Annotated in this window: 6 protein-coding genes and 2 pseudogenes; all 8 read left to right on the top strand. The window is 65.1% G+C overall.

The annotated features are described in order from the left end of the window. Positions 1-57: 57 nt before the first annotated feature. Positions 58-2,046 (top strand): annotated as a pseudogene (locus tag OR16_RS18105) (fimbria/pilus outer membrane usher protein); the annotation flags it as partial. A gap of 95 nt (positions 2,047-2,141) precedes the next feature. Next, positions 2,142-2,891, top strand: coding sequence for a fimbria/pilus outer membrane usher protein (locus tag OR16_RS47315; RefSeq protein WP_272942856.1), 750 nt, complete (start codon positions 2,142-2,144; stop codon positions 2,889-2,891). A gap of 129 nt (positions 2,892-3,020) precedes the next feature. Further along, complete coding sequence (locus OR16_RS18100; RefSeq protein ID WP_043420255.1) at positions 3,021-3,470, top strand: fimbrial biogenesis chaperone; 450 nt, start codon at positions 3,021-3,023, stop codon at positions 3,468-3,470. A gap of 40 nt (positions 3,471-3,510) precedes the next feature. Continuing rightward, entirely contained in the window at positions 3,511-5,208 is a 1,698-nt protein-coding gene (locus tag OR16_RS18095; RefSeq protein ID WP_237717111.1) for a ShlB/FhaC/HecB family hemolysin secretion/activation protein, read from the top strand. Between the two features lie 66 nt (positions 5,209-5,274). Next, complete coding sequence (locus OR16_RS18090; protein ID WP_006159387.1) at positions 5,275-8,280, top strand: GLUG motif-containing protein; 3,006 nt, start codon at positions 5,275-5,277, stop codon at positions 8,278-8,280. A gap of 307 nt (positions 8,281-8,587) precedes the next feature. Continuing rightward, the gene (locus tag OR16_RS18085; protein ID WP_158001371.1) at positions 8,588-9,556 is read left to right on the top strand and encodes a fimbrial protein; all 969 of its coding nucleotides are present in this window, start codon (positions 8,588-8,590) and stop codon (positions 9,554-9,556) included. A gap of 14 nt (positions 9,557-9,570) precedes the next feature. Continuing rightward, positions 9,571-10,203: a response regulator transcription factor gene (locus OR16_RS18080; protein WP_237717110.1), complete on the top strand. Its 633-nt coding sequence runs from the start codon at positions 9,571-9,573 to the stop codon at positions 10,201-10,203. A 445-nt stretch (positions 10,204-10,648) separates the two neighbouring features. After that, positions 10,649-16,551 (top strand): annotated as a pseudogene (gene uvrA / locus OR16_RS18075) (excinuclease ABC subunit UvrA). Positions 16,552-16,622: the final 71 nt, after the last annotated feature.

Raw genomic sequence — 16,622 nt, 5'->3', positions numbered from 1 at the left:
GCCCGATTCACTTCGCGGCCATTCATTTATTCCGATAGTATCTTTGGGGGCTTCATCATGCGGTGGGCGAATTTTGCCCGCGATAAGCGGAATACGGGCCAGTTTCTGCCGTCTTCCCTGGCTGGCGGCTATCTTTGGGCGCGAATCGGCGCAACAACCCACCCTCTGATCGGAACGCTTTTTGCGGGTCTGGTCGGGTCATCAATCGTGTCGAACCCGGCGTCCGCCAGGTCGGTTGTGGACGGGGCACACGCAGAGAATGCGCGCCAGGATGGCCTTGTTCCAGCCGAGTCGAAGTCTGCCGGTGCGTCCGCCAATCCCGCAGCCGGCGCCGGAAAATCCACGCGGGCCCAAAGCGGGCCGCTCATCTTCGATGCCGAAATGATGATCCAGGGCGGCGCGGGCATGACCATCGATCTCAGTCGGTTCGAGCGTGGAAATTTGCCGCTACCGGGCAAGTACAGGTTCGACCTTCTGGTGAATGGCCAGTGGCGTGGCATCGAGGAGATCGAATTCCGCGCGCCGGCAGATGATGCCGATGCCGACGCGGTGCCCTGCTTTGAGCGCAGCTTGCTCGTGCGCATCGGGATCGATCTGGACAAGAGCGCGCGCGGACAGGACAACAAGGGCTCGAATCCGATGCCGGAGGGTTTCGTCTGCGAGCCGCTAAAGCACTATGTCCCTGGCGCGGAGGTCAAGGTCGACGTCGCGGAGCAAAAGATGTTTATCTCGGTGCCCAAATATTTCTTGCGCGCTGGCTCCTCGAAGTCCTACGTCGATCCTGCCAATTGGGACAGCGGTATCGCTGCCGGCCTGATCAACTACAACGCCAACCTGTTCAGCAGCCAGAACGAGGGCCGGAGCCATACCAATGGCTACGCCGGCTTGAGGATGGGCGTGAACGTCGGCCGCATCAGGCTTCGGCATAACGGAACGGCCACCTGGTCGCCCAGCGCCGGGGCTGAGTATCAGCGCGGCAATACCTACGTTCAGACCGATATACCGAGTTTGATGTCGCAGTTGTTGGTTGGGGAAAGCTCAACCGGCGGGGAGTTCTTCGATTCCGTTTCTTTCCGTGGCGCACAACTCTCCAGCGACGGCCGGATGCTGCCTGACGCCTATCGCTATTACTCCCCGGTGGTGCGCGGCGTGGCGAACTCCAATGCCAAGGTCTCCGTCCACCAGCGCGGCTACCTGATCTACGAGACGACCGTCGCGCCAGGGGCATTTGCCATTGATGATCTGCAGGCGGCAAGCTACGGGGGTGACCTGCATGTCAGCGTGACGGAGTCCAACGGGCAGGTGCACACGTTCACCGTGCCATTCGCCACCACCGTGCGGCTCCTGCGGCCGGGTACCACGCGTTACAGCCTGGCGGCAGGCCAGCTGGACGGCCCCGGCGTCCGCCATGGGCAGTATGTGCTGCAGGGCGTCCTTCAGCGCGGGATTAGCAACGATATCACTGCTTATGGCGGCGTTTCGCTGACTGGTGACTATCTATCCGGCCTCGTGGGAACCGCAATCAATACGGTCGTGGGCGGCTTCGCTGCCGACGCCACCGTGGCTCGCACACGGATGCCCCAAGGGAATATCCAGCGGGGATCGAGTTACCGCCTTTCCTATAGCAAGAACTTGCCCGAACAGGGTACCAATTTTTCCGTACTTGCCTATCGCTACTCCACCAGGGGCTACCTTGGCCTGAGCGACGCCGTTTCGATCCGCGATCGTGCCGGGCAAGGCGGTTTGGCCGAGTCGTTCTCCCCCTTACGCAGCCGGCTGGACGCCAACATCAGCCAGCAACTCGGCCGCGACGGCGGCAACCTATACCTTACGGGTTCCTCGCTCCAGTACTGGAATCGATCCGGCGGCACGTTGAGCTTTTCATTGGGTTATGGAAACCGGTGGCGGGGCATTTCCTACAGCGTCAACGCCCAGCGGGTGCACACCCAGTATGGCGATGCCTGGGGAGGGAGTGGCAATGCTGGCCGAAGCACGGTGATCAGCGTCAGCCTGAGTATTCCACTGGGGGCGGAAACCCGTGGCGCGCCCGTTGTCAATATGTTCGCCACTCGCGATGGGCAGGCCGGGACGCAGGTAAACACGGAGGCGTATCCGGAGCCTTCGGCGCCCGTAACAGCGGCATGTACTCCGCTTCGCTGTCGCGCGACGGTGAGAGCCGCATCATCTCCAAGAGCGCCAGCCTTAGCTACATGCTGCCTCGGGCGGCAGTTAGCGCCAGCGTGTCCCAGGGGCCAGGGTTCCGGCAGGGTTCGCTCAGCGCGTCGGGCGGCATGGTGCTGCACGAAGGTGGGGTGACACTGGGTCAGACCTTGGGCGAGACCGTCGGAGTGATCCACGTGCCAAACGCACCAGGCGCGCAAGTCGGCTATGCATCGGCCAGCGTCGACGGGCGTGGCTATGCGCTTGTGACCAGCCTCACGCCGTACCAGCTTAACAACGTCGATATCGACCCCGTGGGCATGCCGGATGATGTGGAGTTGCAGTACAGTTCCCGCAGCGTCGCGCCGCGCGCGGGCGCCGTGGTCTGGCTTGAATATCCCACACGCAAGGCGCTGCCAATCCTGATCGACAGCAGCATGAGTAACGGCGATCCTCTTCCGTTCGCTGCCACCGTGATCGACGTAAAGACAGGAGCCCCCATCGGCGCGGTTGGCCAGGGCAGTCGCCTGTTGATCCGGACGGAAGAAGAGAGAGGCGTGATCCGCGTCGAGTGGGGCGCAAAGCCGGGCCAGCAATGCCTGATTGACTATTCGCTGCCCTCCGGGCCGGAGCATGCTCGCAAGAGTTTCCTTGTACTGAAGCACCCCTGCCGACCACTGACGCCGAGCGCCGCGGCGCCGAACCTCTCCTTGGGGCAAACGGCATGGTGATCGCACGTCCGGTATTGCTCGCGCTGTTGCTCATGCTGGCTCCCACCGGCGCGCAGGCGGCACTGTCCATAGCGGGTACGCGATTCATCTACCCCGCTGGAAATACATCGCTCACTATCCGCGTGGGCAATGTCGGCGATGCTGGCGGCCGACCGGGAAAGCCTCTTCTGGATCAACTTTCTCGAGGTTCCGCCCAAACCACCGGATGGCGGCGACTTGCTCAAGCTCACGTATCGCTTGCGCATGAAGGTGCTGTTTCGTCCCTCGACGCTGGCGGGCAACGCCAGGCAGGCCGTCGCGCAACTGGCCTGGCGCGTGAGGCGCGGCACAGCGGACGTTCCAGGGGGCTTCCTCGAGGCTAGCAACGGCACGCCTTACTTCATCACCCTGACCGCCGTGGACCTGCGCCTTCCCAATCATGCGCTCGCTCAGGACAGCGTGACGGTAGCGCCGTTCGGGCACGCGCGCATGCCGCTGCCTGCGCAAGCCAGCGACCTGGCCGATGGCACGATGGTCCACTACACGGCGGTTGGCGACAACGGCGAAGCGATCAGCGGCACTTCCCGCATACAACCGTAGGTACGAGATGCGTGATTCGAAGTTCTGCCCCGGCGCACACGTGCGCCCCAACGCCATTGCACTTGCATCAGCGATCCGTACGGTCACTGCCTGCCTGACCATGCTGGTGTTCCCGCTGTCGGTGATGGCCGCCCCAACGCAGGTGCCCAATGCCGGACGGTCCATCCGCGACATCGAGTCGATTCGACCAGCCCAGCCGCCAGCGGCGGCACCGGAGCTGGATCTGCCGCAGCGCCAGCCGCAGTCCGCGCCGCCTGCCGATGCGCACGCCGCGCGACTCGCGGTGAGCGCCTTCTACATCGACGGAAACGAAGTCTTTCCGGAAGGGGAGTTGCTGCGGTTGCTGGACGACCTGAAGGGCAAGCCACTCACGCTGGCGGAGCTGCGTGCCGCCGCTGAACGCGTGACGGACTACTACCGCACGCATGGCTACGTGCTCGCGCGCGCCTTCCTACCGCCACAGGAGATTGAAGACGGGCGCGTGCACATCAGCGTGCAGGAGGGCCGATACGATCGCATCATCCTGGAGAACCGGTCTCGCACACGTGATGGCGTCCTCCAGCAGCCATTGCGCAACCTGAAGCCGGGCGAGCCGATTTACGGTCCGGATCTCGAGCGCACCTTGTTGTTGATCAGCGATGTGCCGGGCATAACCGCGAAGGGTACGCTTCGTCCCGGCGAGCAGTCCGGATCGACCGCGCTAGTGGTCGAGACCGAATCCGCACCGTTGCTCAATGGCAGCGTCGAGGCCGACAACTATGGCAGTTTCTACACCGGTGAGTACAGGCTGACGGGCAACGTCAATGTCAACAGCCCATTGCGTCTGGGGGATCGGCTGGACCTGCGGCTACTGGGCAGCAATGGGCGCCAGCACTACTACAGAGCGGCCTACCAGGTGCGGGTCGGCACCCAATCCACCCAGCTGGGCGTTGGCTACTCCTCCATGAGCTATCACCTGGGAAAGGACTTCGAGGTGCTTGAGGCGCACGGCACAGCCAGCGTGCGCAGCGTTTTCGCGACCCAGCCGCTGATACGCAGTCGCACGTTCAACCTGAACGCCCAGTTCCAGTATGAGGACAAGCGCTTGCGTGACGACATCGATCTCTACAAGGTGAGTGCGGGGAAACGGGTCGAACTGTGGACGCTATCGCTCGATGGCAGCCGCGATGACGATTTTCTTGGGGGCGGCCGAAGCTACTTCTACCTGGGCTATGGCAGCGGGCAGCTGCGCTTTGGCAATGCGTTCGACGGAATGCTGGACGCGCGTACGGCGCGTACCTCGGGTCGCTTCAGCAAGTTCAACTTCAGCGGTGGACGCTTGCAGCGCTTGCCCGGGCGCCTTCAACTCCTTGCCCAAGCGAATGCGCAATGGGCATCGGGCAACCTCGACAGTTCGGAAAAACTTGGCCTGGGCGGTCCCTACGGCGTACGTGCGTACGCGCTCGGTGCCGGCAGCGGCGACCAGGGCTGGGTGGCCAGTGCCGAGCTGCGCTATGCACTGGCTCCGCATTGGACGATCAGCGCGTTTATCGACAATGGGGTCATCAGTGCGAACAAGCACCCGTGGGTTTCGGGGAGCAACAAGGTCCGGCTCGGCGCTTCGGGCGTGGGGGCAAACTGGACCGATAGGAACCAGCAAATGAGCGTGACCGCAGCGTGGCCATTGGGCGCGCGCGAGGTCAACGACGTCCCAAAGCGGGACCCGCGAATCTGGTTGCACGCGACACAGTACTTCTAGCCAGCTTGCCGGAAGCGTGTGCCTGCCGAGGTGTTGCAGGCCTTTTCATCACCGATAGGAGAAATCATGAATAGATGCTATGCATTGATCTGGAACGCAGCGCAAGAGCGCTGGAACGTGGCGCCCGAGGGAGCCCGTCGCCGGGGCAAGTCCGGTGGCGGCCGGCTGGCGGCCGCCGTCGTGCTGCTGGGCCTGGGTGGTGGCCTTTCTCCCGCCTTTGCCTTGCCGACGGGAGGGAACATCGTCTCTGGATCTGGCGACATCCAGGCCAATCTTCCCGCGGGGCAGATGTCCATCAATCAGCATTCCGACAAGCTGATTGTCAACTGGAATGATTTCAGTTCAGACCCGGGCCAGCGCATCACCTTCAACCAGCCCACCAGCGGCTCGATTGCCCTTAACCGCGTGATCGGCACAAAGGTCAGCGAGATCAACGGAAAGATCGACGCGAATGGCAGGGTCTTCCTGGTCAACCCCAACGGGGTACTGTTCGGCAAGTCGGCGCAGGTCAATGTCGGGGGGCTGGTGGCCTCGACCAAGGACCTCAGCGACAAGCAATTCATTGCGGGCGACTATCGTTTCTCGGGACAGGGTGACAGGACGGTGATGAACCGTGGCACCATCACGGCGGCAGACGGGGGCAGCATCGCGCTGCTTGGGGCGCAGGTACACAATGATGGTGTCATCCAGGCGAAGATGGGGCGCGTCGCGCTGGCGGCGGGCGACACGTTCACAGTGAACTTCGATGGCAGCAACCTGCTCAATCTGGAGGTGACCGGCGCAACGGCCAATGCGTTGGCGCGCAACGGCGGGCTGCTCAAGGCCGATGGCGGGCAGGTGCTGATGACCGCCAGGGCGAGCGATGCGATGCTGCGCACGGTGGTGAACAACCAGGGCGTGATTGAGGCCAACAGCCTGCGCTGGAACGCGGGAACGATCACGCTGGACGGCGGCACCGAAGGCAAGACGCTCGTGGGCGGCAGGCTTACCGCCACCGCGCTGGCCGTGCCGGGCAACGCAGGCGTGGTGGATGTCAAGGGTGCCAATGTGGAAGTGAATCTGGCGACCCAGGTCGACACGCGCGCCAACAACGGCGTGAATGGCACCTGGAAGGTGAGCGCTTCCAACGTCTCCATCAGCAAGACGGCTGCAACGACTGGCGGCACGATCCATACGGATACCGTTACGCGGAACCTGGCGACGACCAACATCGAACTGAAGAGCACAGCGGGAGATGTGTCCCTCGACGGGCCAGTCGCCTGGACCTCCGGCAACCGGTTGGCGCTGTCGTCCGCCGCGGACCTGGATGTGAACGGGCCAATCACCGCCACCGGCCTCAAGGCGGGGCTGACACTGGGTGCAGCCAATGAAGTGCGGATCAACGACAAGGTGACCATCAGCGGCGCTGCCAGCAGCCTGGCGATAGATTCCGGTGCGGGGCATACTGTCGGCGAGAAGGGCTCCGTCACCCTCACGGGCGCCGGCGTCAGCTTCAGTTCGAACGGCGACTTCTACAACGTGATCCAGAATGCGGCGCAACTGCAAGCTATCGATTCGAACCTCCATGGCCTGTACGTCCTGGGCAACAGCATTAACTATGCACGCCTGCAAGCCATTGGCGGTCCCGCCGGTGTTTTCACCGGCACGTTCGACGGCCTGGGCAACGCTCTCAACGGCGCAACAGTCGCGGGCCAGGGCGCGAACGTGGGGTTGTTTGCCGCTTCGGCTGGCAGCATCAGCAACTTGAAGCTGACCAACATGAACATCTATGACAACGGTTATCGAGCCCCTCCCGGGGCCATCGGCGCATTGGTGGGCGTCAACAGCGGCACCATACGCAATGTCAGCACGAACAGGGTCAATGTCACCGCATCCTCGTCGCAGCCGAACGTCATAGGCGGACTGGTCGGCAGAAACCTGGGGCGCGTCGACGGTTCATCCTCCCACGGCACTGTGCGGGGTTCAAACAGCTCCGTGTCCGTCGGCGGGCTGGTCGGTGAGAATGTATCCGGATCTGCCGACATCAGCCACAGCGTATCGCGTGCCGATGTCTACGGCGGCATGGGTGGCAACGAGCCTGGCGGCGTCGGAGGGCTGGTCGGATCCAATCGCGGCGGCATGATTGCCGATGCCAGGAGCGAGGGCTCCACGAGCACAAGCGCGGCTAACGTCAATATTGGTGGACTGGTCGGCTACAACGCCGATGGAGATATCACGCGAGCCTCTTCAAGCGGTCGCGTACAGGGTAGAAACGCCAATCTCGTCGGCGGGTTGGTCGGCCTCAATGTCAACGGTACCGTCAGCGAGTCGGAATCCAGCAGCATCGTCTCGGGCTACGGCAGCGCGGCGATCGGAGGTTTGGTTGGATCGAACAGGGGCGGCGGTAGCCTGACGGAGGTGAAGGCCACCGGGAGCGTCAGCGACTACTCTGCCGCGAGCATCGGCGGTCTGGTTGGCTCCAACAGCTTTAGCCGCGTGGATACAGGTGAGGCTACGGGGCATGTTATCGGTGGTGCCAAAAGCCATGTTGGCGGCTTGATCGGCAGCAACCTGTACGAGGGCAGCGTCATGCACGGGGTGGCTGGAGGTAACGTCACCGGCGGCAACGATAGCGTCGCCGGCGGGCTGGTCGGATTCAATGCCGGCTCGGTATCCGGCGGCCGCGCGAGTGGCGCTGTCACTGGCGCCCACGGCAGCAGCGCGGGTGGATTGGTGGGCAACAACTATGGCAGCGTGATGGCGAGCGAGAGCACGGGCAACGTGCGGGGGGGGAGCCGCAGCCGCGTTGGTGGCCTGGCGGGTGAGAACCACGGGCAGATCGCGCATGTGTCGGCGGCTGGGCAGGTCAGTGGCGATAGCTACGCAAGCCTGGGTGGCCTGGTAGGCCTCAACATGGGAACCCTGAGCAACTCGACCGCGAACGGCAAGATCGCCTATTTGCCCAATGTTTACTATGCCCAAACCTACGGCGGCCTGGTCGGGACCAACTACGGCGCGATGAACGGCAACATTGCCATGGGTGAAGCCGCCCTGGTTCAGGCGGTCGGTGCGAACTACGGAGCGGTTCGCTAAACGCGTTATCCAGCGCTGGCCGGGGGCGGCAGGGTCTGCACAGCCCTTGTGCTCCCGGCCAGTTGCCTGTGCACGGGGTCCGGCGGTGCCGGACCCCGTGCCTGCGTTTCAGGCACAGCCCTGCATGCGGCCTCCCGAACAAGCCTGTAGGCGGCATCACACCCCTTAGGAGAACGGCATGGTGAGCTCGATTCACTCTCTGTCATTACATATCAGACGGCGGCATCGCGCGCTCATGGTGTCGGCAATTGCGGCGCTGTTGGGGGCGGGTAGTAGCTCAGCAACATGGGCTAGAGACGAAATGGCCATGAACTGCCAGATCATGGATGGCGCAGCGGGGGCCGGCTGGCAGCCCGTCGAGCCGTTGACCAGCGCAACGCTCCCCGGCGCGGTTCTTTTCCGCAGCTCCACTCCGATAACGGTCAAGTACGGCGTGCGTCCTGCTCCTAGCCTTGTTCCCCATGAACTGATCCTTGCCGCGAGTTGGCTAGGTGTTGGCTATCCCTGGACAATGGACCCCGCTGCTGTCCCGACGGATGTGGAGGGGATCCGCTACCGGGTGATACTCGATGCCAGGGACGGTGCGGCACGTGCAGTGCCGCTGAGCGAGAGTCCCGTTGCACTGGATCGTCGGGTGACCGATCCAGCGATCGACTCAACCGCCATGAACTTCATTCAGGAACTGGTACTGGCCGTTCCGCCCAACCAACTGCCAAGCGGCGAGCAAACGGTAACTCGCGTTGCGGGGAGCGCCACGCTGCAGATCTATGCGATTGATATGCTCAAGGGCCTGATTTCATCGCTAGGCAACGACAGGATCAATGTGGGGAGCCTACCCACGACGCCTACTGGAATCTGCCGGAAGCGGCTCGCACTGTCGGGGATGGAGGCGCTCAATCTGGGGGGCGGCGGCGGCGTTGTGCCCATCCCCAACAAATGCCTGGTAGAGGCATACAAAACTGTTCGTGTACCCCTTGGAAAATATGGCGTCCAGGATTTTCCTTCAGTGAACTCAACTTCTCCGGCAAGGTCATTCGCCATAAGTTTGAGCCAGTGTGCCGCCGCGGCCAAGCCTGAAATTACCTTCACCGACAAATACAAGTCGGTCGCGAGCCAGGCGGACCCGACGGTGTTGAATCTCGCTCCAGGTGGTGCGCGAGGATTAGGCATCATCATGCTCAAAGGCCAGACCGAAGTCTACGCGTCAACCGGGGGGGCAGGGCGCGGTCAGTCAACGCACGATGCCGCCCTTGCATGGCACTCAGGGCAGATGTGAAACCTAGGAGATCCATGATGTCGAAACCACCACGTATTCGCGTGGTCGTCGCAGATGATCACCCCGCGATGCTGCTGGGGATCGAATGTACTCTGATGAAAACAGGAAGCTTCGAACTGCTCGCGCGGGTGGAGAATTCGACAGAGCTAGTTGTGGAGCTCGATCGTTTCCCATGCGATGTACTGGTATCCGACTACGTCATGCCAGACGGCAAATATGGTGACGGTATCGAACGCCCCGCCCTGCGCTTCGTGATCTGCACCATGCTGGAGAACTCGAAGCTGATAGGAGCACTGGTGCAGTCCGGGTTCAACTGCGTGCTGAGCAAATCCGATCCGCTCGAGCACATCTCCCAGGCGGTCAATGCCGCCTACCAGCGGCAGGTCTATATATCCCCTTCGATCAAGGACATCCTGTTGGGCCCGATACTGACTGCCGGAGGCATGGGCAAGGTGCTTAGCCCGCGTGAGGCTGAAATCGTACGCCTGCTCGGTTCCGGCTTGACGATTACCGAGATCGCCCGGAAGTGGAACCGGAGCGTGCAAACGATCAGCACGCAGAAGCTCAGCGCAATGAGAAAACTGGGCTTCAAGCGTGATGTCGAGTTGTTCAAGTACGCGGGGAGTTGGCACGATCAATCGGGATGAAGCCGCCACCCTGACATCGCTTCGCACGCGTTCTCCATTTCCAGGCTGGCCGAGCAGGAAGCGCACGGCTCGCGCCGCTTCGGCACCTTCTGAAATCGCGCCCCGCGGCGGCCTTGCGAGCCGCACGGGGGCTATGATTTCCGTCATGTGTCCCCATTTCCTCCTGACACCGTACTGTCAGGAGATGCTGGCGCCACACGTCGCCGCGCGGCACGCCGCCGCGCTTCAGGATACGATAGCGGCCTGACCGTACCCATGCCGCGATTTGCGGCGGCTTTTCGCCATGCCTTTGAGGCGCGCGGTGCTGGAGGCAGTACCCGGCGCAGCGCCAAGTAGGCGCGACGGGATTGTCTGGCTGGCATCTGCGCCCGGCCTCGCGCCGCCCGCATGTCGCACCCCGCTCGCAAGTATTCCGCCAGCCACCCGCATCAAAAGGACGCATCCCATGTCATCCGGTGTCATCCGTATCCGCGGAGCCCGTCAGCACAATCTCAAGAATCTCGACCTCGACCTGCACACTGGCGAAATGACCGTGGTGACCGGGCCGTCGGGCTCGGGCAAGTCGAGCCTGGTGTTCGATACGCTCTACGCCGAAGGGCAGCGGCGCTATGTCGAGACCTTCAGCGCCTACGCGCGCCAGTTCCTGGACCGCATGGACCGGCCGCAGGTGGACCGGGTGGACGGCGTGCCGCCGGCCATCGCCATCGACCAGACCAACCCGGTGCGCAGCTCGCGCTCCACGGTCGGCACCATGACGGAGCTCAACGATCACCTGAAGCTGCTGTACGCGCGCGCTGCCGAACTGTTCGACCGGCAGACCGCGCAGCCCGTGCGGCACGACTCGCCGGAGACCATCTACGCGGAGCTGCAGGCACGTGCCGCGAACGGCGATCCACGCCTGGTCGTCACCTTCCCGGTGGAGCTGCCCGAAGCCACCACCGAGGCCGAGATCGAGCAATGGCTGTCGGTCAGCGGCTACACGCGGGTGCAGGCGCAGCGCGTGGTGGCGTCGCCCACCGGGCCGCGCAAGGTGCTGGACGTGGTGGCCGATCGCTTCCGCCTGGGCAATACGGAGAAGGTGCGGGCGCTGGAAGCCATCGAGGCCTCGCTCAAGCGCGGCGCCGGCCGGGTCAACGTCTATGTCCTCAATGCGGCGGACGACGGCGCGCAGCCGCAGGTGTGGCGCTTCTCCACCGGCCTGCACAGCCCGGAAAGCGATATCCGCTACGCCGATCCACAGCCCGCGCTGTTTTCCTTCAACTCCGCCTACGGCGCCTGCGAGACCTGCCGCGGCTTCGGCCGCGTGATCGGTGTCGACCTCGGCCTGGTGATCCCGGATGAGCGCAAGACGCTGCGCGGCGGCGCCATCAAGCCGATGCAGACGCCGGCCTGGAAGGAATGCCAGGACGACCTGATGCGCTACGCCGCCAAGGCGGGCATCCCGCGCGACGTGGCCTGGTCGAGCCTCACCCCGGCCGAGCGCGCCTGGGTCATCGACGGCTCGCCGGACTGGAACGGCAAGTGGAATACGCACTGGTACGGCGTCAAGCGCTTCTTCGACTACCTGGAGTCGAAGGCGTACAAGATGCATATCCGCGTGCTGTTGTCGAAGTACCGCAGCTATACGCCGTGCGAGACCTGCGGCGGCGCGCGGCTGAAGACCGAGGCGCTGCAGTGGCGCCTGGGCAGCAAGCCCGGTGCCGATGCCGTGTGCGCGCCCGAAAAGCGCTTCCTGCCGCGCGGCGTGGACTGGGACCGCACGCAGCTCGAGGCGCTGCCCGGCCTGACCGTGCACGACCTGATGCTGATGCCGATCGAGCGCATCCGCAAGTTCTTCGACGAGCTCACGCTGCCGAGCCTGATGCTCGACGACGCGCTCAAGCTATTGCTGGCCGAAGTGCGCACGCGCCTGAAATACCTGTGCGATGTGGGTCTTGGCTACCTCACGCTGGACCGCCAGAGCCGCACGCTGTCCGGCGGCGAGGTGCAGCGCATCAACCTGACCACGGCGCTTGGCACTTCGCTGGTCAAGACGCTGTTCGTGCTGGATGAGCCCAGCATCGGCCTGCACCCGCGTGACCTGAACCGCATCGTCGAGGCCATGCATCGGCTGCGCGATGCCGGCAACACGCTGGTGGTGGTGGAGCACGATCCTTCGGTGATGCTGGCGGCCGACCGGCTCATCGACATGGGCCCGGCCCGGGCGAGCGCGGCGGCAACATCATCTTCGACGGCACGCCAGCCGATATCCGCGGTTCGGGCACGCTCACCGGCGAGTATCTCGCCGGCCATCGCCAGGTGACCGATCTCTCCCGCTGGCAGCCGCGCGCGGTCGACGCCGCCACGCCACGCATCGTGCTGGAGGGTGCCACCGAACACAACCTGCGCGATGTCACCGTGGAAATTCCGCTGCAGCGCCTGGTGTGCGTGACCGGTGTCTCCGGCTCGGGTAAATCCACCTTGCTGCAGGACGTGCTGTATCCCGCCATGGCGCGCCAGTTCGGCAAGTCCACGGATGCGCCCGGTACTTTTCGCAGCCTCACCGGCGCGCAACAGGTGGCCGATGTGGTGTTTGTCGACCAGTCGCCCATCGGCAAGACCGCGCGCTCCAACCCGGCCAGCTATGTCGGTGCCTTCGACGAGATCCGCAAGCTGTTCGCCAAGGCGCCGATGGCGCTGCAGCGCAGCTATACCGCGGGCATGTTCAGCTTCAACTCCGGCGATGGGCGCTGCCCCACCTGCGGCGGCTCGGGCTTCGAGCACGTCGAGATGCAGTTCCTCTCCGACGTCTACCTGCGCTGCCCGGATTGCGATGGCCGGCGCTACCGCGCCGAAATCCTCGAAGTGAAGATCGAGCGCGCATTGCCGGGCCAGCCGCCGCGCGCGTTCAGCGTGGCCGATGTGCTGGAACTCACCGTCAGCGAGGCCGTGGCGTACTTTGCCGGCGATGCGGCGGTGCTGCGCGTGCTGCAGCCGATCGTCGACGTGGGCCTGGAATATGTGAAGCTGGGCCAGCCGGTGCCGACCCTGTCGGGCGGCGAGGCGCAGCGCCTGAAGCTGGCCGGCTACCTGGCCGAGACCGCGCAGGCCAGCAATGTGCGCGTCAAGCCGATGCCATACGAGTGCAAGCTGTTCATGTTCGACGAGCCCACCACCGGCTTGCACTTCGATGACATCGCCAAGCTGATGCGCGCCTTCGGCAAGCTGCTGGACGGTGGGCATTCGCTGATCGTGATCGAGCACAACCTCGACGTGGTGCGCGCAGCCGACTGGATCATCGACCTCGGCCCCGAGGGCGGCGACGCCGGCGGTGAAGTGCTGTGCGTGGGCACGCCGGAAGACGTCAAGCGCTGCGCGGACTCGCATACCGGCAAGGCGCTGCTGCAGTACGACCGCGCCGTGGGCCATGCCTTCGTGGCCGAAGATGCTGGCGTGCCGCTGCAGGCCGCCTTGCGCGCGGCGCGCGCGCGCCGCGCCATCGAGGGCGAGGACGTGGTGCGCATCGTCAACGCGCACGAGCACAACCTCAAGGCGCTCAACGTCGATATCCCGCACGGCAAATTCAATGTGGTCACTGGCGTGTCGGGCTCGGGCAAATCCACGCTCGCCTTCGACATCCTGTTCCATGAAGGGCAGCGCCGCTACCTCGAATCGCTCAACGCCTATGCGCGCTCCATCGTGCAGCCCGCCGGGCGGCCGGAGGTGGATGCGGTGTACGGTATTCCGCCCACCGTGGCCATCGAGCAGCGCCTGTCGCGCGGCGGCCGCAAGAGCACGGTGGCGACCACCTCCGAGGTCTGGCACTTCCTGCGGCTGATGTATGTGAAGCTGGGCATCCAGCATTGCATCCACGATGGCACCCCGGTCACCTCGCAAAGCCCCGAGTCCATCGCCGCGCAGTTGCTGCGCGACTACAAGGGCCAGCATGTTGGCCTGCTGGCGCCGCTGGTGGTCAACCGCAAGGGGGTCTATACCGACCTGGCCAAATGGGCCAAGGCGCGCGGCAATACGCATCTGCGCGTGGATGGTGAATTCCTGCCGGTGGACCCGTGGCCGCGCCTGGACCGTTTCCGCGAGCACACCATCGAGCTGCCGGTCGGCGACATCATCGTGTCCGCGGACAACGAAGCCGCGCTGCGCGCAATGCTGGGCCAGGCGCTGGAAGCCGGCAAGGGCGTGATGCACCTGCTGGCGCCGCTCGATGGCCTGCAGCACGCGATGGGCAACGGCGGCACCGCCCGCGTCGGCAGCACCACTGTGTTCTCGACCAAGCGCGCCTGCCCGGTGTGCAGCACCAGCTATCCGGAACTGGACCCGCGCCTGTTCTCCTACAACAGCAAGCACGGCTGGTGCACCAGTTGCGTCGGCACCGGCCTGACCCTCACGCGGGAGCAGCGCGCCGTCTACGACGACACCGTGATGGCCGACGACAATCGCGGGCGCGAGCAGACGCTGCCCTCCGAGCAGCAAGAGCCCGATGACGTGGCCGATACGCCGTGCGCGGATTGTGGCGGCACGCGGCTGAACCCGGTGGCGCGCGCGGTGACGTTCGACGCGCACCCCATCGTGGAAGTGGCGCAATGGACGGTCTCCGATACGCACCGCTGGGTGCAGGGCCTGCACCTGGCCGGGCGCGAAGCCGAGATCGCGCGCGATGTGGTGAGCGAGATCCGCAGCCGCCTGCAGTTCCTGGAAGAGGTCGGCCTGGGCTACCTCAGCCTGGACCGCGCCGCGCCCAGCCTGTCTGGCGGCGAGGCGCAGCGCATCCGCCTGGCGGCGCAGCTTGGCAGCAACCTGCAGGGCGTGTGCTACGTGCTCGACGAGCCCACCATCGGCTTGCATCCGCGCGACAACCAGATCCTGCTCGACGCGCTGCGCAAGCTCGGCGAGAAGGGCAACACGCTGGTGGTGGTGGAGCACGACGAAGACACCATCCGCCGCGCCGACCACATCATCGACATCGGCCCCGGCGCCGGCAAGCGCGGCGGCACGCTGGTGGCGCAGGGCGGTGTGGCCGCGCTGTCGGCCAGCCCGGACTCGCTGACAGGCCAGTTCCTGGCCCGGCCGATCCTGCATCCGCTGCAGCCGCGCCGCGCGGTGACGCCGGCGGGCAAGGACGGCGAGGCCGTGCCCGAGCGCTGGCTGACCGTGCATGGCGCCAAGCTGCACAACCTGCGCAACGTCACCGCCAGCATTCCGCTGGCGCGGCTGGTCGCCATCACGGGCGTCAGCGGCTCCGGCAAGTCCACGCTGGCGCGCGATGTGCTGATGGCCAACCTGCTCGACGCGGTGGGCCGCTCGGTGATGTCGTCGCCGGCCACACGGCGCGCGCGCAAGGCGGCCGGCAGCGAGGCGCCCGCGCGCTCGCAGGCCACGGCACGCGCCGAGCCGCGCCGCAAGCTGGAGGTCACGCACAACTGGCAGGGCTGCGAGTCCATCACCGGCTATGAGAGCATCGACCGCGTGCTCGAGGTCGACCAGACCCCGATCGGCAAGACGCCGCGCTCCTGCCCGGCCACGTATATCGGCGTGTGGGACACCATCCGCAAGCTGTTCGCGCAGACGCTGGAGGCCAAGGCGCGCGGCTATTCCGCCTCGCGCTTTTCCTTCAACACCGGCGACGGGCGCTGCCCGGCCTGCGAGGGCCAGGGTGTGCGCACCATCGGCATGAGCTTCCTGCCGGACGTGAAGGTGCATTGCGATGTCTGCCATGGCCAGCGCTTCAACCCGGAAACGCTGGCGGTCACCTGGCGCGGCAAGAATATCGGCGACGTGCTGACGATGGAGATCGACGAGGCGGTGGCGTTCTTCTCCGCCATGTCCAATATCGCGCACCCGTTGCAACTGATGAAGGACGTGGGCCTGGGCTACCTGACGCTGGGCCAGCCGTCGCCCACGCTGTCCGGGGGCGAGGCGCAACGCATCAAGCTGGTGACCGAGCTGTCCAAGGTGCGGGACGACATCACCCGCCGTGGGCAGCAGGCGCCGCACACGCTGTACGTGCTGGATGAGCCTACGGTGGGCCTGCACATGGCCGACGTGGCCAAGCTGATACGCGTGCTGCACCGGCTGGCGGATGGCGGCCATAGCGTGGTGGTGATCGAGCACGATCTCGACGTGATCGCCGAGGCCGACTGGATCCTCGACCTGGGCCCGGAAGGCGGCGTGGCGGGCGGCGGCATCGTTGCCGCAACGACCCCGAGGGGCTGCCCCGAGGGGCTGGTTCGGGTGCGGGCCAGCCACACCGGCGCGGCGCTGGCGCCGGTGCTGGCGCGCGGCAAGGCCACTGGCACGGCCGCCACGGAGGACGGCAGCGACGGCAAGCGCCGGCTGGCGGCGGCGCAGTAAAGCCGGCGCGGCAGCCTCGCCACCCTCCCGCAAAGCGAGGCTGCAGGCCGTTTTCACCCGGCGGCCCCGGT

Source organism: Cupriavidus basilensis OR16 (assembly GCF_000243095.1).
Classification (GTDB): domain Bacteria; phylum Pseudomonadota; class Gammaproteobacteria; order Burkholderiales; family Burkholderiaceae; genus Cupriavidus; species Cupriavidus basilensis_D.
The sequence above is the reverse complement of the archived record's forward strand: the minus strand, read 5'-3'. Positions and strand labels throughout refer to the sequence as shown.

What these genes read in the sequence shown, in the direction of transcription:
- OR16_RS47315 (WP_272942856.1), top strand. Translation starts at nt 2,142, where the DNA reads ATGTACTCCGCTTCGCTGTCGCGCGACGGTGAGAGCCGCATCATCTCC.
- OR16_RS18100 (WP_043420255.1), top strand. Translation starts at nt 3,021, where the DNA reads ATGTCGGCGATGCTGGCGGCCGACCGGGAAAGCCTCTTCTGGATCAAC.
- OR16_RS18090 (WP_006159387.1), top strand. Translation starts at nt 5,275, where the DNA reads ATGAATAGATGCTATGCATTGATCTGGAACGCAGCGCAAGAGCGCTGG.
- OR16_RS18085 (WP_158001371.1), top strand. Translation starts at nt 8,588, where the DNA reads ATGAACTGCCAGATCATGGATGGCGCAGCGGGGGCCGGCTGGCAGCCC.
- OR16_RS18080 (WP_237717110.1), top strand. Translation starts at nt 9,571, where the DNA reads ATGATGTCGAAACCACCACGTATTCGCGTGGTCGTCGCAGATGATCAC.